Here is a 24,650-nt window from a genome sequence, read left to right on the forward strand (position 1 = left end):
TGGCCAGCCATGTAGCCCGGATGCAATCCGGGAGGGTTTCCCCGGATTGCATCCGGGCTACTCGTTCGCTGTTGTAGGAGCCAGCTTGCTGGCGATGCTCTGGCGTTGCCGGTGATCGCGCGCATGGCGCGCTCCTACAGGTCAGCATTGATGTTGACCTGTAGGAGCGGTCCATGGCCGCGAAAAAAGGTTTGACGCAGAAGGTGCATGGCCAGCCATGTAGCCCGGATGCAATCCGGGAGGGTTTCCCCGGATTGCATCCGGGCTACTCGTTCGCTGTTGTAGGAGCCAGCTTGCTGGCGATGCTTTGGCGTTGCCGAGGATCGCGCGCATGGCGCGCTCCTACAGGTCAGCATTGATGTTGACCTGTAGGCGGTCTCTGCTCGCGACTCGGGGGTATGGCCGTGGTTCATTGGTTCCCCGCGTTCGCGGGAATGACAGGGGAGACTCCGAGCATGTCCCCCCTGTCGCTCCCGCGTTCGCGAGAGCCCAAAAGGCTCAGCCCTTCGGCTTGCCCTGGTGCAGTTTGGCGACCAGTTCGGCTTCGGCGCGGCTGAGGCCGCAGGATTGGGTGAGGTCGTCGACGCTGGCGCCGAGACCGACCAGGCGCGCGGCCTGGGTGAAGGACAGGCTGGAAGGATCGCGTTGTTCCATCTGCTGCAACTTGTCCGGCAGCGGCGCCACGGTGCGGCGCAGCTCGTAGAGTTCCTCGCCCATGCGGATGCTGCCGGCGAGGTAGGTGTCGAGGCGCTTGGCCAGCTCCTTGAGGCGCCGGTCATGCTCCGCGTCGCGCCTGGCCTGCTCCTCGGCCTGGGCACGCAGGCGCCGGGCCAGCCACACGCAGGTGGAAGCCAGGGCCGCGCAGGCCAGGGCGAGAAGCAGCAGCGCGATCTCGATCAACTCACAGGGTCTCCAGTTCCGACCACTCTTCCTCGGTCATCATCTTGTCCAGTTCGACCAGGATCAGCAGCTCGCCGTTCTTGTTGCACACGCCCTGGATGAACTTGGCCGATTCCTCGTTGCCGACGTTCGGCGCGGTCTCCACCTCGGACTGCCGCAGGTAGACCACTTCCGCCACGCTGTCGACGAGGATGCCGACCACCTGCTTGTCCGCCTCGATGATCACGATGCGGGTATTGTCGGTCACCGGCGCCGGCGCCAGGCCGAAACGCTGGCGGGTGTCGATCACCGTCACCACGTTGCCGCGCAGGTTGATGATGCCCAGCACGTAGCTCGGCGCGCCCGGAACCGGGGCGATCTCGGTGTAGCGCAGCACTTCCTGCACCTGCATCACGTTGATGCCGTAGGTCTCGTTGTCGAGACGGAAGGTCACCCATTGCAGAATCGGATCTTCGGAGCCCTGTATCGCCGTTTTCTTCATTTCCTGACCTCATCCATACCCGCTTGCGGCGGTACGCGCGGGTGAGCCCGCTTATTAACACAGAGTCCCGCCCACCGGCGAGACGCGTCGGTTCAGTGCGGCCGGCCAACGGCCGGTTGCTTGGCGCCTCCGCTGGCGATCAGTCGGGCGAGCGCCGCGACGTCCAGCAAGGCACACATGTGTTCGATCACCGTGCCGGCCAGCCAGGGGCGCTGCGAGCGCTGGCTGCGCCACTTGACCTCGGCCGGGTCGAGACGGACCGACCGGCTGACCTGATGCACCGCCAGCCCCCATTCGTAGCCGTTCACCGAGATCACATACTGCAAGCCCTGGCGGAAATCCTCGCGGTAGCGATCCGGGATCAGCCAGCGCGCGGTATCCAGTACCTTGAGGTTGCCGGCCTGGCACGGCAGCAGGCCGAGGAACCAGTCCGGCTGGCCGAACAGTGGCGTCAGTTCCTGGTCCGCCAGCGGGTAGATCGAGCCCAGGCAGACCAGCGGCACCGCCAGGGTCAGCCCGGCGACGTCGAACAGCAGGCACTCGAACGGCACCTCGGCCCAGGCCGGGCGGCCATCGGCGCCCAGCTCCAGCAAGGGGGGCGGCACGTCGGCGGCCTGCAACTCGACCACAGGGGCCACCGGCGCGGGCACTTCCACCACCGGAGCCGCCGGCACCGGCGCCGCCACGGGTATTTCCACCTGTGGAGCCGGCTCGGGCACGACCGGTGCCTCGGCGACGACCGCTCGCGAATCGCGGGCCTGCTCCTCGAGCACCGCCGCCTCGAACTCGGCGAGGCTCACGGACTCGGCCAGTTCGCTGACGGCCTCCTGCAAGAGGCCGTCCAGATAGGACTGCAGGGCCAGTTGCGGGCGGGTGGCGGTGGCGACGGAGCGGGTCATGACGGGAACCTGGATGAACGCACTGCCTTAGCTATCGGCAGCACGGCGGCGAGACTTGAGCGACGACGCATTTCAGGCCACCTGAATGGCCGGCACCAGGGCCAGCATGTGCTTGAGCAGCGCGCGGTAGGCGATCACCCCACGGCTGTTCGCATCGAACTGCGAGGGTGTCACGCCCGCCCGGCTGGCGTCGCGCAGGCGGGTGTCGACCGGGATATAGGCCTGCCAGAGGTGCTCGGGATAGGTATCGCGCAGGAAACGCAGGGTGCTCAGCGACGCCTGGGTGCGGCGGTCGAACAGGGTCGGCACGATGCTGTAGGGCAGCGCCTGCTTGCGCGAGCGGTTGATCATCGCCAGGGTGCTGACCATCCGTTCCAGGCCCTTCACGGCAAGGAACTCGGTCTGCACCGGGATCGCCAGTTGCTGGCTGGCGGCCAGGGCGTTGACCATCAGCACGCCGAGCAGCGGCGGGCTGTCGATCAGCGCGAAATCGAAGTCTTCCCAGAGCTGAGTCAGGCTCTTGGCGACCACCAGGCCGAGGCCGTTCTGGCCGGGCGACTGGCGCTCCAGGGTGGCCAGCGCGGTGCTCGACGGCAGCAGGGAGATGCGTTCGTGGCTGGTGGGCAGCAGCAGCTCGCCCGGCAGCCCCTGGGGCACGCCGCCCTGGTGCAGGAACAGGTCGAAGCAACTGTGCTCCAGGGCGTCCGGATCGTGGCCGAAGTAACTGGTCATCGACCCGTGCGGATCGAGGTCGACGACCACCACGCGCTTGCCCGCATCGGCCAGCAGGCCGGCCAGGGCGACGGTGGTGGTGGTCTTGCCGACGCCACCTTTCTGATTGGCGATTGCCCAGACTCTCATTGGATTCGCTCTACCGGGACCAGTGCCGTCCTCACAGGGACGGCGACGGAGAATTGACGACTCCCGTATGCGGAGCCGCTGTTGCCGGCATCGGTGCAGTTTGCATGCCAGTGCGCTTCGGCGCCGCCTGCTCGCTGCCCATGCCGCTCACGCCACGGCGCACGTCGAGGTTGCGCGACACCACCAGCACCACCCGGCGGTTGCGCGCCCGGCCTTCGGCGCTGGCGTTGTCGGCCACCGGCTGGAACTCGCCGTAGCCGATCGCCGCCAGCCGCTCGGGGGCGACCCCCTCCATGGCCAGCATGCGCACCACGCTGGCGGCGCGCGCGGCGGACAGCTCCCAGTTGGTGGGGAACTGCGCCGTGGCGATCGGCAGGTTGTCGGTGAAGCCCTCGATGCGCACCGGGTTGCGGTACGGCGCCAGAACCTTGGCGACCTTCTCGAGAATGTCGAACGCCTGGTTGTGCGGCAGCGCGTCGCCGCTGGAGAACAGCAACGCCGAACTCAGCTCGATCTCCACCCACATCTCGTTGCCGCGCACGGTCACCTGGCCGGTCTCGATCAGGTCGCCCAGGGCCGCGCGCATGCTTTCGGCAATGTCCTGCAAGGCCTGGGAAGCATCCTTCTCGCCTTGCACTTCGTCTTCTTTCTCCGGCCGATCCGGCGGGGTCAGCGGCCGCTCCTCGCCCACCGGGATCGGCTTGATCGAGCGGTCCGGCTGGTTGAACACGCCGACCAGGGTCTCGGAAAGGATCTTGTACTTGCCTTCGTTGATCGAGGAGATCGAGTACATCACCACGAAGAAGGCGAACAGCAGGGTGATGAAGTCCGCGTAGGACACCAGCCAGCGCTCGTGGTTCTCGTGCTCCTCGTGGCGACGCCTGCGTGCCATGGGCGCCTCCCGTCAGTCCATGAAGCCTTGCAGCTTCAGTTCGATGGAGCGCGGGTTCTCACCCTCGGCGATGGACAGGATGCCCTCCAGGAGCATCTCGCGATAACGCGACTGGCGCAGCACCACGGCCTTGAGCTTGTTGCCCACCGGCAGCAGGAACAGGTTGGCGAAGCCCACGCCGTAGATGGTGGCGACGAAGGCCACGGCGATGCCGCTGCCGAGCATGCTCGGATCGGCGAGGTTACCCATCACGTGGATCAGGCCCATCACCGCGCCGATGATGCCGATGGTCGGCGCGTAGCCGCCCATGCTCTCGTACACCTTGGCGGCCTGCAGGTCGCGGCCCTCCTGGGTGAACAGGTCGACTTCGAGGATGCTGCGGATGGTCTCCGGCTCGGCGCCGTCGACCAGCAATTGCAGGCCCTTGCGGGCGTAGGGATCGGGCTCGCTGTCGGCCACCGCCTCGAGGCCGAGCAGGCCCTCCTTGCGCGCGGTGGTGCTCCAGCCGACCACCCGGTTGATGCCGCCGACCAGATCGACGCGCGGTGGGAAGAAGATCCAGCGCACCATCGTCAGCCCGCGCTTGAACACCACCACCGGTGTCTGCAGGAAGGAAGCGCCCAGGGTGCCGCCCAGCACGATCAGCGCCGCCGGCCCGTTGAGCAGAGCGCCGGCGCTGCCACCCTCCAGGTAATTGCCGCCGAGGATGGCGACGAAGGCGAGAATGACGCCGATCAGGCTGAGCACATCCATCAGCTACACGCCTCCACCAGGTGCGGGCCGATGTCATCGAGACTGTAGACGGCGTCGGCCAGGGAGGCCTTCACCACCGCCATGGGCATGCCGTAGATCACGCAGCTCGCTTCGTCCTGCGCCCATACCTGGCTGCCGCCCTGCTTGAGCATCCGCGCGCCTTCGCGGCCGTCGGCGCCCATGCCGGTGAGCACCACCGCCAGCACCTTGTCGCCGTAGGCCTTGGCGGCCGAGCCGAAGGTGATGTCGACGCAGGGCTTGTAGTTGAGGCGTTCGTCACCGGGCAGGATCTTCACCGCGCCACGGCCGTCGACCATCATCTGCTTGCCGCCGGGCGCCAGCAGGGCCAGGCCGGGGCGCAGCAGGTCGCCGTCCTCGGCTTCCTTGACACGGATCTGGCAGAGCTTGTCGAGTCGTTCGGCGAAGGCCTTGGTGAAGGCCGCCGGCATGTGCTGGATCAGCACCAGCGGCGCCGGGAAGCTGGCCGGCAGCCGGCTCAGTACCCGCTGCAACGCCACCGGGCCACCGGTGGAGGTGCCGATGGCGACCAGCCGGTAGTGCTTGCGACGGGGCGCGGAGCTGGCCGGCGCAGCACTGCCCGGAGCAGCCGGCGCCGAACGCTCGGGCGCAGGGCTCGCCGGACGATGGCTGGTCGGTGCCGGCGTGGCGTGACCGGTAGTAGCAGGACTGGAGGAAGCCGACGCCGCGAACTGGCCGAAACGCCGATTGGCGCGCGCGATGCTGTGGACCTTCTCGCAGAGCAACTGGCGGACCTTCTCCGGGTTGCGCGAGATGTCCTCGAAGTTCTTCGGCAGGAAATCCACCGCGCCGGCGTCCAGCGCGTCGAGGGTGACGCGGGCGCCCTCGTGGGTCAGCGACGAGAACATCATCACCGGCGTCGGGCAGCGCTGCATGATGTTCCGTACCGCGGTGATGCCGTCCATCATCGGCATCTCGTAATCCATGGTGATCACGTCCGGGCGCAGCGCCAGCGCCTGGTCGATCGCCTCGCGGCCATTGGTGGCGGTGCCGACGACCTGGATATTGGGATCGGAAGAAAGGATCTCCGAAACCCGCCGGCGGAAGAAGCCGGAGTCGTCGACCACCAGGACCTTGACTGCCATAAACACTCCTGCAGGTCGCGGCCCAGGGCCGGCGACCGATCAATCAACCGCGCCGCGCGTAACGCTTGAGCATGCTCGGCACATCGAGAATCAGGGCGATACGCCCATCGCCGGTGATGGTCGCCCCGGACATGCCCGGAGTGCCCTGCAACATCTTGCCGAGCGGCTTGATCACCACTTCTTCCTGGCCCACCAGTTGGTCGACCACGAAACCGATGCGCTGGGTGCCCACCGAGAGGATCACCACATGGCCCTCGCTCGGGGTTTCGTGGGCGGCCTCCTTGACCAGCCAGCGCTTGAGGTAGAACAGCGGCAGCGCCTTGTCGCGGACGATCACCACTTCCTGGCCGTCCACCACGTTGGTGCGCGACAGGTCGAGATGGAAGATCTCGTTGACGTTGACCAGCGGGAAGGCGAACGCCTGCTCGCCGAGCATCACCATCAGGGTCGGCATGATCGCCAGGGTCAGCGGCACCTTGATGGCGATGACCGTGCCCTGGCCCTTGCTCGAACGGATGTCGATGGTGCCGTTCAACTGGGAAATCTTGGTCTTCACCACGTCCATGCCGACACCACGGCCGGAGACGTCGGAAATCTCGGCCTTGGTCGAGAAGCCCGGGGCGAAGATCAGGTTGTAGCACTCCGATTCGCTGAGGCGGTCGGCGGCATCCTTGTCCAGCAGGCCCTTCTCCACCGCCTTGGCACGCAACACGTCGGGGTCCATGCCGTTGCCGTCGTCGGTGATCGACAGCAGGATGTGGTCGCCCTCCTGCTGCGCGGACAGCACGATGCGGCCGGTGCGGCTCTTGCCCTTGGCTTCGCGGGCGTCCGGCATCTCGATGCCGTGGTCCACCGAGTTGCGCACCAGGTGAACCAGCGGGTCGGCCAGGGCTTCGACCAGGTTCTTGTCGAGGTCGGTTTCTTCGCCGATCAGCTCGAGGTTGATCTCTTTCTTCAGGTTGCGCGCCAGGTCGCGGACCAGGCGCGGGAAGCGGCCGAACACCTTCTTGATCGGCTGCATGCGGGTCTTCATCACCGCGGTCTGCAGGTCGGCGGTGACCACGTCGAGGTTGGACACGGCCTTGGCCATCGCCTCGTCGCTGCTGTTGGCACCCAGGCGCACCAGGCGGTTACGCACCAGCACCAGTTCGCCGACCATGTTCATGATCTCGTCGAGGCGCGCGGTATCGACCCGCACGGTGGTTTCCACCTCGGCGCTCGCCACGGCCTTGTCGCTGGCCGCCGGCGCGCTGCGCGGCGCTGCCGCCGGCTTGGCTTCGACCTTGGGTTCCGCTTTCGCGACAGGTTTGGCGACCGGCGCAGCAGCCGGCTTGCCGTTGACCGCCGGGGTCGCGGGAACATCGGCGGCTTCCGGCTTGAACTGGCCCTTGCCGTGCAACTGGTCGAGCAGTGCCTCGAACTCATCGTCGCTGATCAGCTCGCCGCCACCGGCGGCCACGGCACCCTCGGCCTCTCCGGCGGCGGCCGTGGCCGCTACCGGCGCGGCTGCCTCGGCGGCGGCGCTGAACTTGCCCTTGCCATGCAACTGGTCGAGCAGTGCTTCGAATTCGTCGTCGGTGATCTCGTCGGCGACCGCCACGTCGCTCTCCGCCTCTTCGGCCTCCGGCGCGGCCTGGGTGCCGGAGTTGAACTGGCCCTTGCCGTGCAACTGGTCGAGCAGCGCTTCGAACTCGTCGTCGCTGATCTCGTCGCCCTCGCCTTCCGCGGCCGGTTTGGCGGGCGTGTCGTCGCCCAGGGCCTGGAGCAGTTGTTCGAACTCGCTGTCGGTGATGTCGCCCACTGGCGCCGGGGCTTCCGGTTCGGCTTCGGCAACCGGCGCCGGAGCGGCGGCTGCCGGCTCGTCGGCGCCCTGCGGCTCGGCCAGGCGCGACAGCGCGGCCAGCAGCTCGGGGGACGCCGGCGTCAGGTCGCTGCGCTCGCGGACCTCGGCGAACATGCCGTTGACCGCGTCCAGCGCGGCGAGCACCACGTCCATCAGTTCGGCGTCGACCTTGCGCTCACCCTTGCGCAGGATGTCGAAGACGTTCTCGGCGATATGGCAGCACTCCACCAACTCGTTGAGCTGGAGGAAACCCGCCCCGCCCTTGACGGTATGGAAACCGCGAAAGATGGCGTTGAGCAGGTCGGCATCGTCGGGCCGTCCTTCCAGTTCGACCAGTTGCTCGGACAACTGCTCGAGAATCTCGCCGGCCTCTACCAGGAAGTCCTGGAGGATTTCTTCATCGGCGCCGAAGCTCATTCATGTCTCCCTAGAATCCAAGACTGGACAGCAGATCATCGACATCGTCCTGACCGGATACGACGTCATCACGCTTATCGGCAGCGATCTGCGGACCTTCACCCCGCGACGGTCCTTTTTGTTGTTTTTGTTCCTCGCGCAGTTCGTCGAGGTTGTGCTGGATGCCAGCGAAACGGTCGACGCTGCTGGCCATCAGCATCAGCTTGAGCAGGTCGCGCTCGACCTCGGTGACCAGTTGGGTGACACGCTTGATCACCTGGCCGGTGAGGTCCTGGTAGTCCTGCGCCAACAGGATGTCGTTGAGGCTGGCGGACAGCTTCTGGGTGTCGCGCTCGCTGCGGGCGAGGAACAGCTCGATGCGCTTGGCCAGCTCGCGGAAGCCGTCGGCGCCGATTTCCCGGCGCATGAAGCGGTCCCAGTCGGCCTTCAACTGCTGCGCCTCGTCGCTGAGGTCGTTGACCAGCGGCGCGCTCTGCTCGACCAGGTCCATGGTGCGGTTGGCCGCGTTCTCGGTCATCGTCACCACGTAGTTGAGCCGCTCGGTGGCGTCGGTGATCTGCGAGACCTCCTCGGCCATCGGCGTGCGCGGGTCGACCTGGAAGTTGACGATGGCGTTGTGCAGCTCGCGGGTCAGCTTGCCGACCTCGTGGTAGAGGCCTCGGTCGCGCGCCTTGTTGAGCTCGTGGATAAGCTGCACGGCCTCGCCGAAATTGCCTTTCTCGAGGTTTTCGACCAGTTCGCGGGCGTGCGTTTTCAGGGTCGACTCAAGGTCACCCAGCAGGGAGTCGTTGTGATCCATAGTGCCCTCGCGGCGGAGATCAGCCGTTGACGCGCTCGAAGATCTTCTCGATCTTTTCCTTGAGCACCTGAGCGGTGAATGGCTTGACGACGTAACCGTTCACCCCGGCCTGCGCCGCTTCGATGATCTGGTCGCGCTTGGCCTCGGCGGTCACCATCAGCACCGGCAGGTGCTTGAGGCGCTCGTCGGCGCGCACCGCGCGCAGCAGGTCGATGCCGGTCATGCCGGGCATGTTCCAGTCCGTCACCAGGAAATCGAAATTGCCGCTTTGCAGCATCGGCAGCGCGCTGGTGCCATCGTCCGCTTCGGCGGTATTGGTGAAACCCAGGTCACGCAAGAGGTTCTTGATGATCCGTCGCATCGTCGAGAAATCGTCAACGATGAGGATTTTCATGTTCTTGTCCAACTCGACCTCCGGTCAGTCCTAAAACGTCCCCCCACGGGGTGCGTAATTCAATGCAACTACTAGCCCTGACAGCGCCGTTCAGCGCGCGCGCCATTCACCCAGCCGCGCACGCAGGCGCGCGGCACATTGGCTATGCAACTGGCTGACCCGCGACTCGCTGACCCCCAGTACCTCGCCGATCTCCTTGAGGTTCAGTTCCTCGTCGTAATACAGCGACAGCACCAGCTTTTCACGCTCCGGCAGGTTGGCGATGGCGTCCGCCAGGGCACCCTGGAAGCGCTGCTCTTCCAGTTCCCGCGCAGGTGATTGGGAATGTCCGGCGTCTTCGGCCAGGCCACCGTGCTCACCGTCCTGCAACAGGTCGTCGAAGCTGAACAGGCGGCTGCCCAAAGTGTCGCCAAGGATGCCGTAGTAATCTTCGAGACTCAATTGGAGTTCGGCAGCGACCTCGTGATCTTTAGCGTCGCGTCCGGTCCGCGCTTCGACTTTCCGGATCGCGTCGCTGACCATGCGGCTGTTGCGGTGCACCGAACGCGGCGCCCAGTCGCCCTTGCGGACTTCGTCGAGCATCGCGCCACGGATGCGGATGCCGGCGAACGTCTCGAAACTGGCACCCTTGCTGGAGTCGTATTTCTTCGCGGCTTCGAGCAGGCCGATCATCCCGGCCTGGATCAGGTCCTCGACCTGCACGCTGGCCGGCAGGCGACCGAGCAGGTGGTAGGCGATGCGCTTGACCAGGGGGGCATAGCGCTCGATCAACTGATGCTGGGCGTCACGCGCCTGTGCCTTGCTGTACATACGAAGTCCAGTGGCTGCTGTCATACGGGCGAATCGACGGTAGGTTGCTTGACCAGGCGTTCGACGAAGAACTCCAGGTGACCACGTGGGTTGGCCGGCAGCGGCCAGCCGTCGACCTTCTGGGCGATCGACTTGAACGCCAGCGCACATTTCGAACGCGGGAAGGCATCGTACACCGCGCGCTGCTTCTGGACCGCCTTGCGCACCGCTTCGTCGTACGGCACGGCGCCGACGTACTGCAGCGCCACGTCGAGGAAACGATCGGTGACCTTGGTCAGCTTAGCGAATAGATTGCGGCCTTCCTGCGGGCTGTGCGCCATGTTGGCCAGCACGCGGAAGCGGCTGATGCCGTAGTCGCGGTTGAGCAGCTTGATCAGCGCGTAGGCGTCGGTGATCGAGGTCGGCTCGTCGCAGACCACCACCAGCACTTCCTGGGAGGCACGCACGAAGCTGACCACCGCGTCGCTGATCCCGGCGGCGGTATCGACGATCAGCACGTCGATGCTGTCGCTGATGTCGCTGAACGCCTGGATCAGGCCGGCGTGCTGCATCGGCGACAGGTGCGCCATGGCCTGGGTGCCGGACGCCGCCGGTACCACGCGGATGCCGCCGGGGCCCTGGATGATCACGTCGCGCAGGTCGCATTCGCCGCTGATCACATCGGCCAGGGTGCGTTTGGGGGTCAGGCCGAGCAGCACGTCGACGTTGGCCAGGCCGAGGTCGGCGTCCATCAGCATCACCCGCCGGCCGAGGTCGGCCAGGGCCATGGACAGGTTCACCGAGACGTTGGTCTTGCCCACGCCGCCCTTGCCGCCGGTGACTGCGATCACCTGTACTGGGTGCATTCCCATGTCATTCAACCTTTTTCATTTGGCAGCTTCCTTTTTCAACCGGCTCGCCGCGCGGCGCCCTGGTAGAGACCGGCGAACATGTCGGCCATGGCCTCCTCGCTCGGCTCGTCGGGGGCTTGCAGGCTGACGGCGCGGCTGACCAGTTGGTGGCCTCGCGGCACCTGCAGGTCGTCCGGAATCCGTGGACCATCGGCCAGATAGGCTACCGGCATGCATTGGCCTATGGCCAGCCCCAGCACTTCGCCCAGGCTGGCCGCCTCGTCCACCTTGGTGATGATGCAGCCTGCCAGACCACAGCGCTTATAACTATGGTAGGCCGCCTTGAGCACCTGGCTCTGGCTGGTGGCGGCCAGCACCAGGTAATTCTTCGCCTGAACGCCGCGGCTGGCCAGGGTTTCCAGTTGCAGGCGCAGGGCCGGATCGTTGGCCGGCAGACCGGCGGTATCGATCAGCACCATGCGCTTGCGCGCCAGCGGGGCCAGGGCCTGGGTCAACGACTGGCCAGGATCGACCTGGACCACCGGCACGTCGAGGATGCGGCCGAGGGTCTTCAACTGTTCCTGGGCGCCGATGCGGAAACTGTCCATGGATACCAGGGCGACATTCTGCGCGCCGTACTTAAGCACGTAGCGCGCCGCCAGCTTGGCCAGGGTGGTGGTCTTGCCCATGCCGGCCGGGCCGACCAGGGCGATCACCCCGCCCTGCTCCAGCGGCTCTTCCTTCGGCGTCTGGATCGCCTGGGCCAGGTGGGCGAGCAGCATGCGCCAGGCCTGGCGCGGCTCGGCGATGGACGCCACGCGCTCCAGCAGATTGCTCGACAGCTCGGCCGGCAGGCCCATGCGCTGCAAACGGCGCCACAGGTTGGCCTGCTGCGGGCGGCGGCTCTGCATCTGGCCCCAGGCCATGGAGCCCAGTTGCACTTCGATCAGTTCGCGCAGGCCGAGCAGTTCGGAACGCATCGCCTCCAGCGCCAGCGGATCGACCACCGGAGCGGGCTGGGCGGCGACCGGCGCCGGGCGCTCGAGCTTCACCTGGGTCGCCGGCAGTTCGGGGGCGATCAGCGATTCGTTGGCGAAAAGTTGACGGTCCTTCAAGGTCTCGCCCGCTTCGCGATAGGCCAGCTCGGCCTGGGCCGAAGCGATCTTCGCCTGGGTCTTGCGCAGCTCGGCCTCCAGCGCGGGATTGGCCTGCACCGGCGCGGCCGGCGCCTGATAGTCCAGCGCGGCGGTCAGCTCGACGCCACCGGCGACCCGGCGGGTGCCGATGATCGAGGCGTCGGCGCCCAGCTCGTCGCGGACCAGCTTCATGGCTTGACGCATATCGGCGGCGAAAAAGCGTTTGACTTGCATGGCCTATGGACCTCAGTTCTGGCCCACCGTGGAGACGATGGTGACCTGCTTGTTGTCTGGAATTTCCTGATACGCCAGTACGTGCATGTTCGGTACCGCCAAGCGGGCGAAGCGCGACAGCATCGCCCGAACCGGACCGGCCACCAGCAGGATCGCCGGCTTGCCGAGCATTTCCTGGCGCTGCGCCGCTTCCACCAGGGAGCGTTGCAGCTTCTCGGCCATGCCCGGTTCGAGGAGGATGCCTTCCTCGGCGCCCTGGCCGGCCTTCTGCAGACTATTTAGCAATAACTGTTCCAACCTTGGCTCGAGGGTGATCACAGGCAGCTCCGGCTCAAGCCCCACGATGCTTTGCACGATTGCGCGGGCCAACGCGACGCGCACCGCGGCAACCATCGCGGCGGGATCTTGACTCTTCGCGGCGGCATTCGAGATGGCTTCGGCGATGGTCCGGATGTCGCGCACCGGCACCTGCTCCTGGAGCAGCGCCTGCAACACCTTGAGCAAGGTGGACAGCGACACGGTGCCGGGCACCAGTTCCTCGGCCAGTTTCGGCGAGGTTTTCGCCAGCAATTGCAGCAATTGCTGGACTTCTTCGTGGCCGATCAGCTCGTGGGCGTGCTTGTGCAGGACCTGGTTGAGGTGCGTGGCGACCACGGTGCTGGCGTCGACCACGGTGTAGCCGAGCGATTGCGCCTGGTCGCGCTGGCTGGCTTCGATCCACACCGCGTCCAGGCCGAACGCCGGATCTTTGGCGGCCAGGCCGTTGAGGGTGCCGAATACCTGGCCGGGGTTGATCGCCAGTTCGCGGTCCGGGTAGACCTCGGCCTCGGCCACGCTGACGCCCATCAGCGTCAAACGGTAGGCGTTGGGCAACAGGTCGAGGTTGTCGCGGATGTGCACCGAGGGCATCAGGAAGCCGAGCTCCTGGGACAGCTTCTTGCGAACCCCCTTGATCCGCGCCAGCAACTGGCCGCCCTGGTTGCGGTCGACCAGCGGGATCAGCCGGTAGCCGACCTCCAGGCCGACCATGTCCACCGGGGTGACGTCGTCCCAGCCCAGTTCCTTGACCTCCTGGGCCTTCTGCGCCGGCAGCAGTTCCTGCTGGCGCTGCACCTCCTGCTCGGCCTGCTGCTTGACCTGCTTCTGCCGGTAGGCGATCCAGTAGGCCGCACCGCCGGCGATGGCGCCCAGGCCGATGAACGACAGGTGCGGCATGCCCGGCACCAGGCCCATGGCGATGAGGATCGCTGCGGACACCGCCAGCGCCTTGGGCGAGGCGAACATCTGCCGGTTGACCTGCTGGCCCATGTCCTCGGAAGTGGACACCCGGGTGACCATGATCGCCGCCGCGGTGGACAGCAGCAGCGAGGGAATCTGTGCCACCAGGCCGTCGCCGATGGTCAGCAGCGCGTAGATGCGCCCGGCCTCGTTGAACGACAGGCCGTGCTGCAGCACACCGATGCCCAGGCCACCGAGCAGGGTGACGAACATGATCAGCAGGCCGGCGATGGCGTCGCCGCGCACGAACTTGCTGGCACCGTCCATCGAGCCGTAGAAATCGGCCTCCTGGGCCACCTCGGCGCGGCGTTTCTTGGCTTCCGGCTGGTCGATCAGCCCGGAGTTGAGGTCGGCGTCGATGGCCATCTGCTTGCCGGGCATCGCGTCCAGGGTGAAGCGCGCCGACACCTCGGAAATCCGCCCGGCACCCTTGGTGACCACCACGAAGTTGATGATCACCAGGATGGCGAACACCACGATACCGACCACGTAGTTGCCGCCGACCACCACTTCGCCGAACGCCTGGATCACCTTGCCCGCGGCGCCCGGCCCTTCCTGGCCATGCAGCAGCACCACGCGGGTGGAAGCGATGTTCAGCGCCAGGCGCAGCAGGGTGGCGACCAGCAGGATGGTCGGGAACACCGCGAAATCCAGCGGCCGCAGGGCGTACACGCAGACCAGCAGGACCACGATGGACAGGGCGATGTTGAAGGTGAACAGCACGTCGAGCAGGAACGGCGGCAACGGCAGCGTCATCATGCCGAGCATCGCCAGCAGCAGCAGCGGCACCCCAAGGTTGCCCTGCCGCAGGCCCGTCAGGCCGCTGCGCATATTGCCGATCAACTGAGCGCGATCCACTGCCACTTCCCTACCCCGACTGATCCAAACTTTTGACGCGAAAATGCGTCCTGGCGGGGTGATTGCAGAAAGCGTTCCAACTTGAAGGGCGGAAAGCCGAAAAGAGCGCTGGAGGCTGGAGGCTGGAGGCTGGAGGCTGGAGGCTGGAGGCTGGAGGCTGGAGGCTGGAGGCTGGAGGCTGGAGGCTGGAGGCTGGAGGCTGGAGGCTGGACAGCGTTCCGGCCATGCACCTTCTGCGTCAAGCCTTTTATCGCGGCCATGGACCGCTCCTACAGGTCAACATCAATGCTGACCTGTAGGAGCGCGCCATGCGCGCGATCAGCGGCAACGCCAAAGCATCGCCAGCAAGCTGGCTCCTACAACAGCGAACGAGTAGCCCGGATGAAATCCGGGGAAGCCCCCCCGGATTGCATCCGGGCTACAGGGCTGGCCATGCACCTTCTGCGTCAAGCCTTTTATCGCGGCCATGGACCGCTCCTACAGGTCAACATCAATGCTGATCTGTAGGAGCGCGCCATGCGCGCGATCCCCGGCAACGCCAAAGCATCGCCAGCAAGCTGGCTCCTACAACAGCGGACGAGTAGCCCGGATGCAATCCGGGCTACGTGGCTGGACGAATATCCCCCTGGCACCGAAGCCAAACCGGGTGGGCTTTAGCCCACCGGGCAGAGGTCCGGAGCCTCCCCGAGGCTCGTACCCGCGCCAAAGCCCGCCCCTCACCAGCCCTCTCCCGAAGGGAGAGAGAGCTCTACGGCGCGGTCCCGAACTCTTCGCCCGAACTCTCCCGTAGGATGGGCTTCGTGCTGGGGGGCTTTTTCGTCCAGCCTTAAGCCTCCAGCGCTCTTCTCGGCTTTGCTCTATTCGTCGCGGCGCAGGTCCGGGGGGATCGGCAGGTCGGACAGCGGTGCCGGACGTTTGCCCTTGCCGGCCTGGAACTGGCGGAGCTGGTAGACGTAGGCGAGCACCTGGGCGACCGCCAGATAGAGGCCGGCGGGGATTTCCTGGTCCAGTTCGGTGGAGTGGTACACCGCCCGCGCCAGAGCCGGTGACTCGAGGACCATGACCTTGTGTTCCTGGGCGATCTCGCGGATCTTCAGCGCCAGGAAATCGCCACCCTTGGCCAGCAGCACCGGCGCCCCGCCCTTCTCCGGGTCGTACTTGAGCGCCACCGCGAAGTGGGTCGGGTTGGTGATCACCACGTCGGCCTGGGGCACCGCCTGCATCATGCGCCGCTCGGCCATCTCGCGCTGCAACTGGCGGATGCGGCCCTTGACCTCGGGCTTGCCCTCGCTGTCCTTGTATTCGTCGCGCACTTCCTGCTTGGTCATCATCAGCTTCTGCTTGTTGTCCCAGAGCTGGAACGGCACGTCGACGGCAGCGATCAGGATGATCCCGCAGGAGACCCACAGCGCGCTCCAGCCGGCCACCTGGACGCTGTGCAGGATGGCCAGCTCCAGCGGCTGATGGGCGATCGCCAGGAGATCGTCACGGTCGCTGGCCAGCACCGCCAGGGCCACCGCCAGCACCACCAGGAACTTGGCCAGGGCCTTGAGCAGTTCGACCAGCGCCTTGACCGAGAACATGCGCTTGAGCCCGGCCAGCGGGTTCAGGCGGCTGAACTTCGGTTGCAACGCCTCGGCGGAGAACAGCCAGCCACCGAGGGCGACGGGGCCGGCGATGGCGGCGATCAGCAGGGTAATGAACAGCGGCACCAGGGCATCGAGGGCGATCTTGCCGGAGGCCAGCAGCCACAGCGCCATGCTCCCTTCGTTGTACAGGACCTCGCGCGGCAGGCTGAAGTTGGCGCGCATGATCTCGAGCAGGGCTTCGGCCAGGCTACCGCCCGACGCCAGCAGGCCGCCGCAGCCGGCGAGCAGGATGGCCAGCGTGCCGAGCTCCCGCGAACGGGCGATCTGGCCCTTCTCCCGCGATTCGCGCAGGCGTTTCTCTGTGGGCTGTTCGCTCTTGTCGGCGCCGCTTTCGCTCTCGGCCATCAGCGCGCTCCCGCCAGCTCACGCAGCCATTGCAGGGTCTCGCTGGCCAGCGGCTGATACTGGCCGAGGATATCGGCCAGGCCGATCCAGAAGATGATCAGGCCGACCACCAGGGTCAGCGGGAAACCGATGGAGAAGATGTTCAACTGCGGCGCCGCGCGGGTCATCACGCCGAACGACAGGTTGACCACCAGCAGCGCGGTGATCGCCGGCAGCACCAGCAGCAGGCCGGCGCCGAGCACCCAGCCGAGCTTGTTGGCCAGTTCCCAGTAATGCTGCGTCAGGAAGCCACCGCCGATCGGCAGGGTGACGAAGCTTTCGGTAAGCACCTCGATGACCACTAGGTGGCCGTTCATGGCCAGGAACAGCAGGGTCACCAGCATGCTGAGGAACTGGCCGACCACCGCCGTCGAGATGCCGTTGGCCGGGTCGACCGTGGAGGCGAAGCCGAGGCCCATCTGGGTGGCGACGATCTGCCCGGCGACCACGAAGGCCTGGAAGAACAACTGCAGGGCGAAACCGAGCATGACGCCGATCAGCACCTCCTGGGCGATCAGCAGCAACGCCGGCAGGCCGATGCCCTCGATGCGTGGCGCCGCCGGCAAGCCGGGCATGATCACCACCACGATGGCCAGCGCCATGTACAGGCGCACGCGGACCGGCACCAGTTGGGTACCGATGATCGGCATGGTCATCAGCAACGCGGCGATGCGGAACAGCGGCAGCAGGAAGCTGCCGACCCAGCCGCCGATCTGCGCGTCGGTCAGTTCCAGCAGCGGGCTCATCGGTCAGCCGATCAACAGCGGGATGTTGTGGATCAGCGTCTGGCTGTATTCCATCAACTGACGGGTCAGCCAGGGCCCGGCGACGATCAGGGTGACGAGGATCACCAGCAGGCGCGGCAGGAAGCTCAGGGTCTGCTCGTTGATCTGCGTCGCCGCCTGGAACATCGCCACCAGCAGGCCGACCAGCAGGCTCGGCACCACCAGGATGGCGACGATCAGCGCGGTCAGCCACAGCGCTTCGCGGAACAGGTCTACCGCTATTTCGGGAGTCATGTCAGGCCCTCGTTCCTACGCCGGTTTTTTGGTTCCCCGCGTTCGCGGGGACGACGGTCGGACACCGGTGTTTCTTCAACGTCATTCCCGCGAACGCGGGACGGTGCTTGCACCGAACGCCCTTCAGGGTGGCCCGAAGGGTGAGCGAAGCGAGTCATCCAAAAACAGGCCCCCATCGCTACACCGTCCCGAAACTGCCGGCCAGGGTGCCAATGATCAGCGCCCAGCCATCGATCAGCACGAACAGCATGATCTTGAACGGCAGGGAAATGATCAGCGGCGAGAGCATCATCATACCCATCGCCATCAGCACGCTGGCCACCACTAGGTCGATGATCAGGAACGGGATGAAGATCATGAAGCCGATCTGGAACGCGGTCTTCAGCTCCGAGGTGATGAACGCCGGGACCAGGATGGTCAGCGGCGCCTGGTCGGGGCTGGCGATGTCGGTGCGCTTGGACAGACGCATGAACAGTTCGAGGTCGGACGTGCGGGTCTGCGCCAGCATGAAGTCCTTGAGCGGCACTTCGGCCCTGGCGATCGCCTCCTGGGCCGGGATCTGCTCGTTGAGGTAGGGCTGCAGGGCGTCCTGGTTAACCCGATCGAACACCGGCGCCATGATGAACATGGTCAGGAACAGCGCCATGCCGATCAGGATCTGGTTCGACGGCGTCTGCTGCAAGCCCAGCGCCTGGCGCAGGATGGAGAAGACGATGATGATCCGCGTGAAGCTGGTCATCAGCATGACGAACGCCGGGATGAAGCTCAGCGCCGTCATGATCAGCAGTATCTGCAGGCTGACCGAGTATTCCTGCTGCCCTTCCGGGTTGGTGGACAGGGTGATCGCCGGGACCGACAGCGGATTGTCGGCGCCCAGGGCCAGCGGCGCGGCGAACGCCAGCAACAGCGCCAGGGCGGTGCGCAATGCTGTCATCAGGAGCGGCCCTTCTGGTCGCGCCCCAGCAGCTCCATCAGGCGCTGGGCGAATTCCGGGGGGGCCGTCTCGCCGGCCGCCATGCTCACCGGTTCGGCCAGCACGTGCAGGGTATTGATGCGCCCGGCGCTGACGCCGAGGAGGATCTGCTCGCCGCCGACCTCGACCAGCACCAGGCGGTCGCGCGGGCCGAGCGCCTGGCTGGCGACGATGCGGATCGCCTGGTTGCCGCGCGGGGCGATCTGCTGCACCCGGCGCAACAGCCAGGCGAGCAGGAAGATCAGGCCGACCACCAGCAGCAGGCCGAGCAGCAACTGGCCGATCTGTCCGGTCACGCCGGCCGTGGACATCGGTTCCGCGACCTTGTCGGCTTCGGCCGCCAGCGTCGTCAGCGGCAGGCCGAGCAAGGCAATGAGCAGTGCACGCATGTCAGCGCAGCTTCTTGATGCGTTCGCTCTGGCTGATCACGTCAGTCAGGCGGATACCGAACTTCTCGTTGACCACCACCACTTCGCCGTGGGCGATCAGCGTGCCGTTGACCAGCACGTCGAGCGGTTCGCCGGCCAGGCGGTCGAGCTCGATCACCGAGCCCTGGTTGAGCTGCAGCAGGTTGCGGATGGAAATTTCGGTGTTGCCGACTTCCATCGAGATCGACACCGGGATGTCGAGGATCACGTCGAGATTCGGCCCATCCAGGCTGACCGGCGCGTTGTTCTTCGGCACGCCGGCGAAATCCTCCATCGGCGCGCGCGGCGCGGACGGCTTGGCCTCGCCCTGGGCGAGCATGGCGTCGATATCGTCCTGGCTGGCATCGCCCGCCTCGGCCAATGCCGCAGCCCACTCGTCGGCCAGTGCCTGTTCCTCGGGGGTGGTGTTTTCGTCTGCCATGGGGATGTCCTCGGCTGGCTCTGAATCGGATTAACGTTGACGCTCGATGGAGTCGAGCACCTGCAGGGCGAGGTTGCCCTTGTGGGCGCCCAGCTTGACCTTGAAGGTCGGCACGCCGTTGGCGCGCATCACCATGTCGTCGGTGATTTCCACCGGAATCACGTCGCCGGGCTGCATGTGCAGGATGTCGCGCAGCTTGAGCTGGCGCCGCGCCACGGTGGCGGCCAGCGGTACGCGCACGTCGAGGATGTCCTCGCGCAGGGCCTTGACCCAGCGTTCGTCCTGGTCGTCGACGTCCGACTGCACGCCGGCGTCGAGCATGTCGCGGATCGGCTCGATCATCGAATAGGGCAAGGTGATGTGCAGGTCGCCACCACCGCCGTCCAGCTCGATGTGGAAAGTGGATACCACCACCACCTCGCTGGGGCTGACGATGTTGGCCAGCGCCGGGTTCACCTCCGAGTTGATGTACTCGAAGTTGACGTCCATCACCGCGTGCCAGGCTTCCTTGAGATCGACGAAGGCCTGGTCGAGCACCATGCGCACCACGCGCAGCTCGGTCGGGGTGAACTCGCGGCCCTCGATCTTGGCGTGGCGGCCGTCGCCGCCGAAGAAGTTGTCGACCAGCTTGAACACCAGCTTGGCGTCGAGGATGAACAGGCCGGTGCCGCGCAGCGGCTTCATCTTCACCAGGTTGAGGCTGGTCGGCACGTACAGCGAATGCACGTACTCGCCGAACTTCATCACCTGCACGCCGCCGACCGCCACGTCCGCGGAACGGCGCAGCAGGTTGAACATGCTGATGCGGGTGTAGCGGGCGAAACGCTCGTTGATCATCTCCAGGGTCGGCATGCGTCCGCGGACGATGCGATCCTGGCTGGACAGGTCGTAGCTCTTGACGCCGCCTTCCTCGACCACGTCCTCGGCTTCGACCAGCCCGTCGTCCACCCCGTGCAACAGGGCGTCGATTTCATCCTGGGAGAGCAGATCCTGTACGGCCATGGGTGCCCCCTATTGCAAAACCAGATTGGTGAAGAGCACCTGCTCGACCACCGTGTGGCCGGTCTCCTTCTGCGCCAACTCCTGCACCTTGGCGGTCGCCTGCTGGCGCAGCATCTCCTTGCCCACCGGCGTGGTCAGGGAGTCGAAGTCCTGGCCGGAGAACAGCATCACCAGGTCGTTGCGCAGGACCGGCATGTGCACCTTGAGCGCCTTGAGCTGGGCCTCGTCGCGGGCCATCAGGGCGACGCTGACTTGCAGGTAGCGCTGCCGGCCGCCCTGATTGAAGTTGACCACGAAGGCCGGCGCCAGCACTTCGTAGAGCGCCGGCTGCTTCTGCGGTGCGCCATCGGCGGCCGCCTCGGCGGGCTTGGCGTCGCCGGCTGCGCCCTTGTTGAGGACGAACCAGGTGCCGGCGATGGACAGGCCGACCGCCAGCAGCAGGGCCACCACGATCAGGATGATGATCTTCAGTTTGCCCGCCGGCTCGGCCGCGCCACCGGGCGGGATCGGGAGGGGAGCCGGTTGATTCTTCGCCATGCCAATAATCCGTCGCTAGATGCGGTTTCCAGGTATTGAGCAAGGGCTGTGCCAGCTTGCTCGAGACCTGCTTGAAGGCCAGCGGATATATCAGGATGGGAAGAAGCTGTCGAGCGCAGGAGCGGCCCATGGCCGCGATACAGGTCGAGTCCGTAGCCCGGATGCAATCCGGGCTACGGGATTGCGTATCAGGCGTAATAGTCGACCAGCCCGCGTCCACCCGTGCCGGGCGCGCTGCGGATTTCGCCGACTCCCGCCGTCACTTCCTCGTCGCCGCCGGCAAGTTCGCTGCCAGCGCGCAGCGACGAGCCGCCGCGACCGCCCTCACCCTGCCCCTGCCAGCCGCGGCTGAGCGACTGGTCGGAGACGTTGACGTCGAGCATGTTCATGCCCTGCTGGGCGAACATCTCGCGCAGGCGGTGCATCTGCCCCTCGAGGGCGTCGCGCACTCCGGCGTTGGCGCTGGCGAAACTCACCTGGGCCTGGTCGTGGACCATCTGGATGCGCACTTCCAGGCGCCCCAGTTCGGCCGGGTCGAGCTGGATCTCGGCGGACTTGAGGTTCTGGCTGGACAGCCACATCACCTTGTCGACCAGCGCCTCGCTGATGTTGCCCTGGTGCAGGGACAACGGCTGGCCGGGCACCTCGGCGGCACGCTGGCCCGGCGTCACCTGCTGGATGGCCTGGCCGAGCGCCGTCAGACGATTGACGAAGGCTTCGTTGCGGGTTTCCACGCGTGTATCGAGGAGTCCGTCCAGCTCCGCGTCCGGCTCGCTCACCGACAGCTCGGCCTCCAGGTCGAACTCTACCTGTGCCTTGGTCGGATCGCCGAGCGCGGCCAAGGCCGCGGCGAAGCCCTGGGCATTGTTCGCCGACGGCTGCGCGCCACCGGCAGCCGCCTGCGCGGACGGACCGGCCTGCGCCTTGGCGCCGAGGCCGAGGGTCAACTGGAGGTTGGCCGCCTCGTTCAGCGTGTCCACCTGCGGATCGTGGCTGGCCTCGGTCATCGAGGCCGGGCCCGAACCGATCAGGCTCGGGCCTGGCGACAGGTTCAGCGGCAGATCGCCCTCGCCTTCGCCCACTACGGGCTCCGGAGCGGCCTCCGCCAACTGGCTATCGACCGGCGGCAATTGCCCGCCCAACGCCAGCAGCAGGGCGGGATCGGTCTGGGCGGGGTCGCCGTCTTCGGCCGGCAATGGCTTGCCGCTATCGGCAATCCCGGACTGCTCGGCGGCAACCTTGTCGCCATCGTCTTTCCCGCGCGCGGGCTCCGCGTTGCGCTCGCGCTGGGTCCGGGAAGCCGCGTCCTGGCGCTCGGCAGCCTTCGCCTGGCGCTCCTTGGCGTACATCTGGGCGAAGCTGGAAGCCTCGTTCTTGCGCGGTTCCGCGGCCTTGTCCGGGGCTTTCGCCGCGGACGCCCGTGGCTTCACCTCGGCGGCCGAGGTGAGTAGCGGGTCGGTGGCAAGGGCCATGGGCACTCTCCGTTCTGGGATGGGTCGTGCCTGGGACATAGCAAGCGGCGGGCCAAGTCATGAAACGAAACGTGGGCTTTAGCCCACCAAAACAGACTCAACCAAGTGACGGGCCAGGCGGCCCACCCTACCCCGTTCAGTTGAAACGATGGCGCTGGAGCTCGCCCTTGAGGAGGATGCGCACGATGGCGAACTCGGCGGCGATCCGTTCGAGCAGTTCGGGCGCCTCGTCGAAGCGCTCGCGGCGGGCGACGTCCTCCAGCTCCCGGCACAGGCCGGCGAGCAGCGGCGCGCCCATGTTGCTGCAACTGCCCTTGAAGCTGTGCGCCGCCAGGCGCAGGGCCTGGGCGTCGGCATCCCGCAACGCCACGCGCAGCGAGCCGAGACGATCCCTGGAATCGCTCAGGAAAGTCTCCAGCAGCAACGGGTACTCGTCCTCCATGACCTCTTGCAGGCCCAGCAACACGGAGCTGTCGAGATGCTGATCGGCCACCGCTTCTCTCCCTGAATGAATTGGCCGGATTATGCACGAACCGGCCCGCCAGATGCGCCGCCCACGGCGCTCGATCACGCCCAGCGAAACTCCACTCGCGCCAGGTTGCCGCCCTGCTCCCAGGAACAGCGCTCGCTGAGTTCGCGCACTAGGCTCAGGCCGCGTCCGCTGAACCCCGCCAGCGCGCCCTGCTCGGCCAGCACCCGCTCGACGTCGAAACCGCCGCCGCTGTCCTCGACGCCAACCTCCAGACAGCCGCCCCGCGCATCCCGCCGCACCAGCAGGTGGAAGCGCACGAAGCCGCTGTCCAGGCTGGCCAGCCGTTCGCCGCGCTCGCGGTAGTAGTCGGCGAAACCGACGGCGTCGCGCTTGAGCGACGAGTCCAGGCCCATCACTCCGTGCTCCAGGGCGTTGGAATAGAGTTCGGCCAGTACGCTGTACAACGCACCGCCCTGGGCGCGCAGGCCGCGCACTTCGAGCAGCAGTTGGAGGAGGAACGGCAGCGGATTGAAGCGGCGCAGGGTCTCGGCGCGGAATTCGAAGCTGGCCGACCAGTCCAGCGGGCTGTTCTGCCCGCTATCGACGAAGGCCAGCGGCGGGGACGGCAGCGCATCCTCGTCGACCATGTCGATCTCGATCATGCTGACGTCGTCCTGCGCCTGGCCACGGAAGCGCTCGACCGCTTGCAGGATCTCGTCGAACAGCCGCTCCGGCTGGCGATTCGCGTCGAACACATCGAGCAGGCGCCGTTCGCCGAACAGTTGCTGCCCGGCATTCTCCGCCTCGAGCACGCCGTCGGAGAGCAGGAACAGGCGGTCGCCGGGCATCAGCGGAAAGATTTCGCAGGCGTCGTCGAAAACGTCCGGGGCGAGCACGCCGAGCGGCAGGTGGCGGGACACCAGCGGCTGCCGCCGGCCGTCGCCGCGCAGCAGGTAGCCGTCGGGCAGGCCGCCGTTCCATATCTTCAGGGTGCGGCGCTGGAAGCTGATGTTGGCCAGGGTCGCGCAGCAGAACACGCCGACCGGCAGGATGCGCTTCAGCTTGGCGTTCATCTCGCGGAGGATTTCCGTCATGGAATGGCCCTTGGCGGTCATTCCATAGAACACCTCGGCCAGCGGCATGGCGCCGATCGCCGCCGGCAGGCCGTGGCCGGTGAAGTCGCCGAGCAGCACGTGCATGCCGCCGGACGGCTTGTAGGCGGCCAGCAGCAGGTCGCCGTTGAACAGCGCGTGGGGCGATTGCAGGTAGCGGATGTTCGGCGCGTCGAGGCAGCCGGAGTGCGCCACCTTGTCGAACACCGCCTTGGCCACCCGCTGTTCGGAAAGCAGGTGCTCGTTGTGCCGGGCGATCAGGTCGCGCTGTTCGAGCACGGTGGCCTGCAGGCGGCGCAGGCGCTCCATGGCCTTGATCTTGGCTTCGAGGATCACGCGGTTGTAGGGCTTGGCCAGGAAGTCGTCGCCGCCGGCCTCCAGGCAGCGCACCAGGGCTTCGTTCTCGGTCAGCGAGGTGAGGAAGATGATCGGCACCAGCTCTTCGCCGGCCACTTGCTTGATCCGCCGGGCCGCCTCGAAGCCGTCCATCACCGGCATCAGCGCGTCCATCAGCACCAGGTGCGGCCGTTCCTGCTCGAACAGCGCCAGCGCCTCCAGCCCGTTGCCGGCGGTCAGCACACGATGGCCCTGGCGGGCGACGATGGTCGACAGCAGCATGCGATCGGCAGGATTGTCCTCGGCGATCAGCACGGCAAGTCGGTTATTGGGCAT

25 protein-coding genes are annotated in these 24,650 nt (G+C 66.5%); all 25 read right to left on the reverse strand.

Annotated features, from left to right (window positions below; all coding sequences use genetic code 11):
• Positions 1 to 498: 498 nt before the first annotated feature.
• Positions 499 to 900: a DUF2802 domain-containing protein gene (locus PSEWESI4_RS13160; protein ID WP_187671661.1), complete on the reverse strand. Its 402-nt coding sequence runs from the start codon at positions 898 to 900 to the stop codon at positions 499 to 501.
• A gap of 1 nt (position 901) precedes the next feature.
• The gene (locus PSEWESI4_RS13165) at positions 902 to 1,381 is read right to left on the reverse strand and encodes a chemotaxis protein CheW (RefSeq protein ID WP_187671662.1); all 480 of its coding nucleotides are present in this window, start codon (positions 1,379 to 1,381) and stop codon (positions 902 to 904) included.
• A gap of 92 nt (positions 1,382 to 1,473) precedes the next feature.
• Positions 1,474 to 2,280 carry a CheW domain-containing protein gene (locus PSEWESI4_RS13170; RefSeq protein WP_187671663.1) on the reverse strand — a complete coding sequence of 269 codons (807 nt, stop codon included), beginning with the start codon at positions 2,278 to 2,280 and terminating at the stop codon, positions 1,474 to 1,476.
• 72 nt (positions 2,281 to 2,352) lie between these two features.
• Positions 2,353 to 3,141, reverse strand: a complete 789-nt coding sequence (locus PSEWESI4_RS13175; protein WP_187671664.1) for a ParA family protein — start codon at positions 3,139 to 3,141, stop codon at positions 2,353 to 2,355.
• Positions 3,142 to 3,172: 31 nt separating this feature from the next.
• Positions 3,173 to 4,033, reverse strand: a complete 861-nt coding sequence (gene motD, locus PSEWESI4_RS13180; protein ID WP_187671665.1) for a flagellar motor protein MotD — start codon at positions 4,031 to 4,033, stop codon at positions 3,173 to 3,175.
• Between the two features lie 12 nt (positions 4,034 to 4,045).
• On the reverse strand, positions 4,046 to 4,786 hold the full coding sequence (locus PSEWESI4_RS13185) for a flagellar motor protein (RefSeq protein ID WP_187671666.1): 741 nt from the start codon (positions 4,784 to 4,786) through the stop codon (positions 4,046 to 4,048).
• Positions 4,786 to 5,910: a protein-glutamate methylesterase/protein-glutamine glutaminase gene (locus PSEWESI4_RS13190; RefSeq protein ID WP_187671667.1), complete on the reverse strand. Its 1,125-nt coding sequence runs from the start codon at positions 5,908 to 5,910 to the stop codon at positions 4,786 to 4,788. Before PSEWESI4_RS13190 ends, PSEWESI4_RS13185 begins: the two co-directional genes overlap by 1 nt.
• Before the next feature lie 43 nt (positions 5,911 to 5,953).
• Positions 5,954 to 8,170 carry a chemotaxis protein CheA gene (locus PSEWESI4_RS13195; RefSeq protein ID WP_187671668.1) on the reverse strand — a complete coding sequence of 739 codons (2,217 nt, stop codon included), beginning with the start codon at positions 8,168 to 8,170 and terminating at the stop codon, positions 5,954 to 5,956.
• A gap of 10 nt (positions 8,171 to 8,180) precedes the next feature.
• Entirely contained in the window at positions 8,181 to 8,969 is a 789-nt protein-coding gene (locus tag PSEWESI4_RS13200) for a protein phosphatase CheZ (RefSeq protein ID WP_187671669.1), read from the reverse strand.
• Positions 8,970 to 8,988: 19 nt separating this feature from the next.
• A complete protein-coding gene (locus PSEWESI4_RS13205; protein ID WP_187671670.1) occupies positions 8,989 to 9,363 on the reverse strand; it encodes a chemotaxis response regulator CheY in 375 nt (124 codons plus the stop codon).
• Between the two features lie 90 nt (positions 9,364 to 9,453).
• Positions 9,454 to 10,197, reverse strand: a complete 744-nt coding sequence (fliA, locus tag PSEWESI4_RS13210) for an RNA polymerase sigma factor FliA (protein ID WP_187671671.1) — start codon at positions 10,195 to 10,197, stop codon at positions 9,454 to 9,456.
• Positions 10,194 to 11,033, reverse strand: a complete 840-nt coding sequence (gene fleN / locus PSEWESI4_RS13215) for a flagellar synthesis regulator FleN (RefSeq protein WP_187671672.1) — start codon at positions 11,031 to 11,033, stop codon at positions 10,194 to 10,196. Before fleN ends, fliA begins: the two co-directional genes overlap by 4 nt.
• A 26-nt stretch (positions 11,034 to 11,059) precedes the next feature.
• Positions 11,060 to 12,373, reverse strand: a complete 1,314-nt coding sequence (gene flhF, locus PSEWESI4_RS13220) for a flagellar biosynthesis protein FlhF (protein WP_187671673.1) — start codon at positions 12,371 to 12,373, stop codon at positions 11,060 to 11,062.
• A gap of 12 nt (positions 12,374 to 12,385) precedes the next feature.
• Positions 12,386 to 14,509 (reverse strand): flagellar biosynthesis protein FlhA, encoded by a 2,124-nt coding sequence (gene flhA, locus PSEWESI4_RS13225; RefSeq protein WP_187671674.1) that lies wholly within the window; start codon positions 14,507 to 14,509, stop codon positions 12,386 to 12,388.
• An 857-nt stretch (positions 14,510 to 15,366) separates the two neighbouring features.
• Entirely contained in the window at positions 15,367 to 16,503 is a 1,137-nt protein-coding gene (gene flhB, locus PSEWESI4_RS13230; RefSeq protein WP_187671675.1) for a flagellar biosynthesis protein FlhB, read from the reverse strand.
• On the reverse strand, positions 16,503 to 17,288 hold the full coding sequence (fliR, locus tag PSEWESI4_RS13235) for a flagellar biosynthetic protein FliR (RefSeq protein WP_187671676.1): 786 nt from the start codon (positions 17,286 to 17,288) through the stop codon (positions 16,503 to 16,505). Before fliR ends, flhB begins: the two co-directional genes overlap by 1 nt.
• A gap of 3 nt (positions 17,289 to 17,291) precedes the next feature.
• Positions 17,292 to 17,561 carry a flagellar biosynthesis protein FliQ gene (gene fliQ, locus PSEWESI4_RS13240; RefSeq protein ID WP_187671677.1) on the reverse strand — a complete coding sequence of 90 codons (270 nt, stop codon included), beginning with the start codon at positions 17,559 to 17,561 and terminating at the stop codon, positions 17,292 to 17,294.
• A gap of 178 nt (positions 17,562 to 17,739) precedes the next feature.
• On the reverse strand, positions 17,740 to 18,495 hold the full coding sequence (gene fliP / locus PSEWESI4_RS13245) for a flagellar type III secretion system pore protein FliP (protein WP_187671678.1): 756 nt from the start codon (positions 18,493 to 18,495) through the stop codon (positions 17,740 to 17,742).
• The gene (gene fliO / locus PSEWESI4_RS13250; protein WP_187671679.1) at positions 18,495 to 18,923 is read right to left on the reverse strand and encodes a flagellar biosynthetic protein FliO; all 429 of its coding nucleotides are present in this window, start codon (positions 18,921 to 18,923) and stop codon (positions 18,495 to 18,497) included. Before fliO ends, fliP begins: the two co-directional genes overlap by 1 nt.
• A 1-nt stretch (position 18,924) precedes the next feature.
• Positions 18,925 to 19,383 carry a flagellar motor switch protein FliN gene (fliN, locus tag PSEWESI4_RS13255; RefSeq protein ID WP_187671680.1) on the reverse strand — a complete coding sequence of 153 codons (459 nt, stop codon included), beginning with the start codon at positions 19,381 to 19,383 and terminating at the stop codon, positions 18,925 to 18,927.
• Between the two features lie 30 nt (positions 19,384 to 19,413).
• Positions 19,414 to 20,385 carry a flagellar motor switch protein FliM gene (fliM, locus tag PSEWESI4_RS13260; protein ID WP_187671681.1) on the reverse strand — a complete coding sequence of 324 codons (972 nt, stop codon included), beginning with the start codon at positions 20,383 to 20,385 and terminating at the stop codon, positions 19,414 to 19,416.
• 9 nt (positions 20,386 to 20,394) lie between these two features.
• A complete protein-coding gene (fliL, locus tag PSEWESI4_RS13265; RefSeq protein WP_187671682.1) occupies positions 20,395 to 20,922 on the reverse strand; it encodes a flagellar basal body-associated protein FliL in 528 nt (175 codons plus the stop codon).
• Between the two features lie 188 nt (positions 20,923 to 21,110).
• Positions 21,111 to 22,394 (reverse strand): flagellar hook-length control protein FliK, encoded by a 1,284-nt coding sequence (locus PSEWESI4_RS13270; RefSeq protein ID WP_187671683.1) that lies wholly within the window; start codon positions 22,392 to 22,394, stop codon positions 21,111 to 21,113.
• 136 nt (positions 22,395 to 22,530) lie between these two features.
• The gene (locus PSEWESI4_RS13275; RefSeq protein ID WP_187671684.1) at positions 22,531 to 22,887 is read right to left on the reverse strand and encodes an Hpt domain-containing protein; all 357 of its coding nucleotides are present in this window, start codon (positions 22,885 to 22,887) and stop codon (positions 22,531 to 22,533) included.
• A gap of 74 nt (positions 22,888 to 22,961) precedes the next feature.
• Entirely contained in the window at positions 22,962 to 24,650 is a 1,689-nt protein-coding gene (locus PSEWESI4_RS13280) for a fused response regulator/phosphatase (protein WP_187671685.1), read from the reverse strand.

The sequence above is a fragment of the Zestomonas carbonaria genome (assembly GCF_904061905.1).
In the GTDB taxonomy this organism is placed as follows: domain Bacteria; phylum Pseudomonadota; class Gammaproteobacteria; order Pseudomonadales; family Pseudomonadaceae; genus Aquipseudomonas; species Aquipseudomonas carbonaria.

What these genes read in the sequence shown, in the direction of transcription:
- PSEWESI4_RS13170 (WP_187671663.1), bottom strand. Translation starts at nt 2,280, where the DNA reads ATGACCCGCTCCGTCGCCACCGCCACCCGCCCGCAACTGGCCCTGCAG.
- fliM (WP_187671681.1), bottom strand. Translation starts at nt 20,385, where the DNA reads ATGGCCGTACAGGATCTGCTCTCCCAGGATGAAATCGACGCCCTGTTG.
- fliP (WP_187671678.1), bottom strand. Translation starts at nt 18,495, where the DNA reads ATGACAGCATTGCGCACCGCCCTGGCGCTGTTGCTGGCGTTCGCCGCG.
- PSEWESI4_RS13205 (WP_187671670.1), bottom strand. Translation starts at nt 9,363, where the DNA reads ATGAAAATCCTCATCGTTGACGATTTCTCGACGATGCGACGGATCATC.
- PSEWESI4_RS13185 (WP_187671666.1), bottom strand. Translation starts at nt 4,786, where the DNA reads ATGGATGTGCTCAGCCTGATCGGCGTCATTCTCGCCTTCGTCGCCATC.
- PSEWESI4_RS13280 (WP_187671685.1), bottom strand. Translation starts at nt 24,650, where the DNA reads ATGCCCAATAACCGACTTGCCGTGCTGATCGCCGAGGACAATCCTGCC.
- fliR (WP_187671676.1), bottom strand. Translation starts at nt 17,288, where the DNA reads ATGAGCCCGCTGCTGGAACTGACCGACGCGCAGATCGGCGGCTGGGTC.
- PSEWESI4_RS13270 (WP_187671683.1), bottom strand. Translation starts at nt 22,394, where the DNA reads ATGGCCCTTGCCACCGACCCGCTACTCACCTCGGCCGCCGAGGTGAAG.
- PSEWESI4_RS13200 (WP_187671669.1), bottom strand. Translation starts at nt 8,969, where the DNA reads ATGGATCACAACGACTCCCTGCTGGGTGACCTTGAGTCGACCCTGAAA.
- PSEWESI4_RS13190 (WP_187671667.1), bottom strand. Translation starts at nt 5,910, where the DNA reads ATGGCAGTCAAGGTCCTGGTGGTCGACGACTCCGGCTTCTTCCGCCGG.
- motD (WP_187671665.1), bottom strand. Translation starts at nt 4,033, where the DNA reads ATGGCACGCAGGCGTCGCCACGAGGAGCACGAGAACCACGAGCGCTGG.
- fliO (WP_187671679.1), bottom strand. Translation starts at nt 18,923, where the DNA reads ATGCGTGCACTGCTCATTGCCTTGCTCGGCCTGCCGCTGACGACGCTG.
- fliA (WP_187671671.1), bottom strand. Translation starts at nt 10,197, where the DNA reads ATGACAGCAGCCACTGGACTTCGTATGTACAGCAAGGCACAGGCGCGT.
- flhB (WP_187671675.1), bottom strand. Translation starts at nt 16,503, where the DNA reads ATGGCCGAGAGCGAAAGCGGCGCCGACAAGAGCGAACAGCCCACAGAG.
- PSEWESI4_RS13165 (WP_187671662.1), bottom strand. Translation starts at nt 1,381, where the DNA reads ATGAAGAAAACGGCGATACAGGGCTCCGAAGATCCGATTCTGCAATGG.
- PSEWESI4_RS13195 (WP_187671668.1), bottom strand. Translation starts at nt 8,170, where the DNA reads ATGAGCTTCGGCGCCGATGAAGAAATCCTCCAGGACTTCCTGGTAGAG.
- PSEWESI4_RS13175 (WP_187671664.1), bottom strand. Translation starts at nt 3,141, where the DNA reads ATGAGAGTCTGGGCAATCGCCAATCAGAAAGGTGGCGTCGGCAAGACC.
- fliN (WP_187671680.1), bottom strand. Translation starts at nt 19,383, where the DNA reads ATGGCAGACGAAAACACCACCCCCGAGGAACAGGCACTGGCCGACGAG.
- fliQ (WP_187671677.1), bottom strand. Translation starts at nt 17,561, where the DNA reads ATGACTCCCGAAATAGCGGTAGACCTGTTCCGCGAAGCGCTGTGGCTG.
- flhF (WP_187671673.1), bottom strand. Translation starts at nt 12,373, where the DNA reads ATGCAAGTCAAACGCTTTTTCGCCGCCGATATGCGTCAAGCCATGAAG.
- fliL (WP_187671682.1), bottom strand. Translation starts at nt 20,922, where the DNA reads ATGGCGAAGAATCAACCGGCTCCCCTCCCGATCCCGCCCGGTGGCGCG.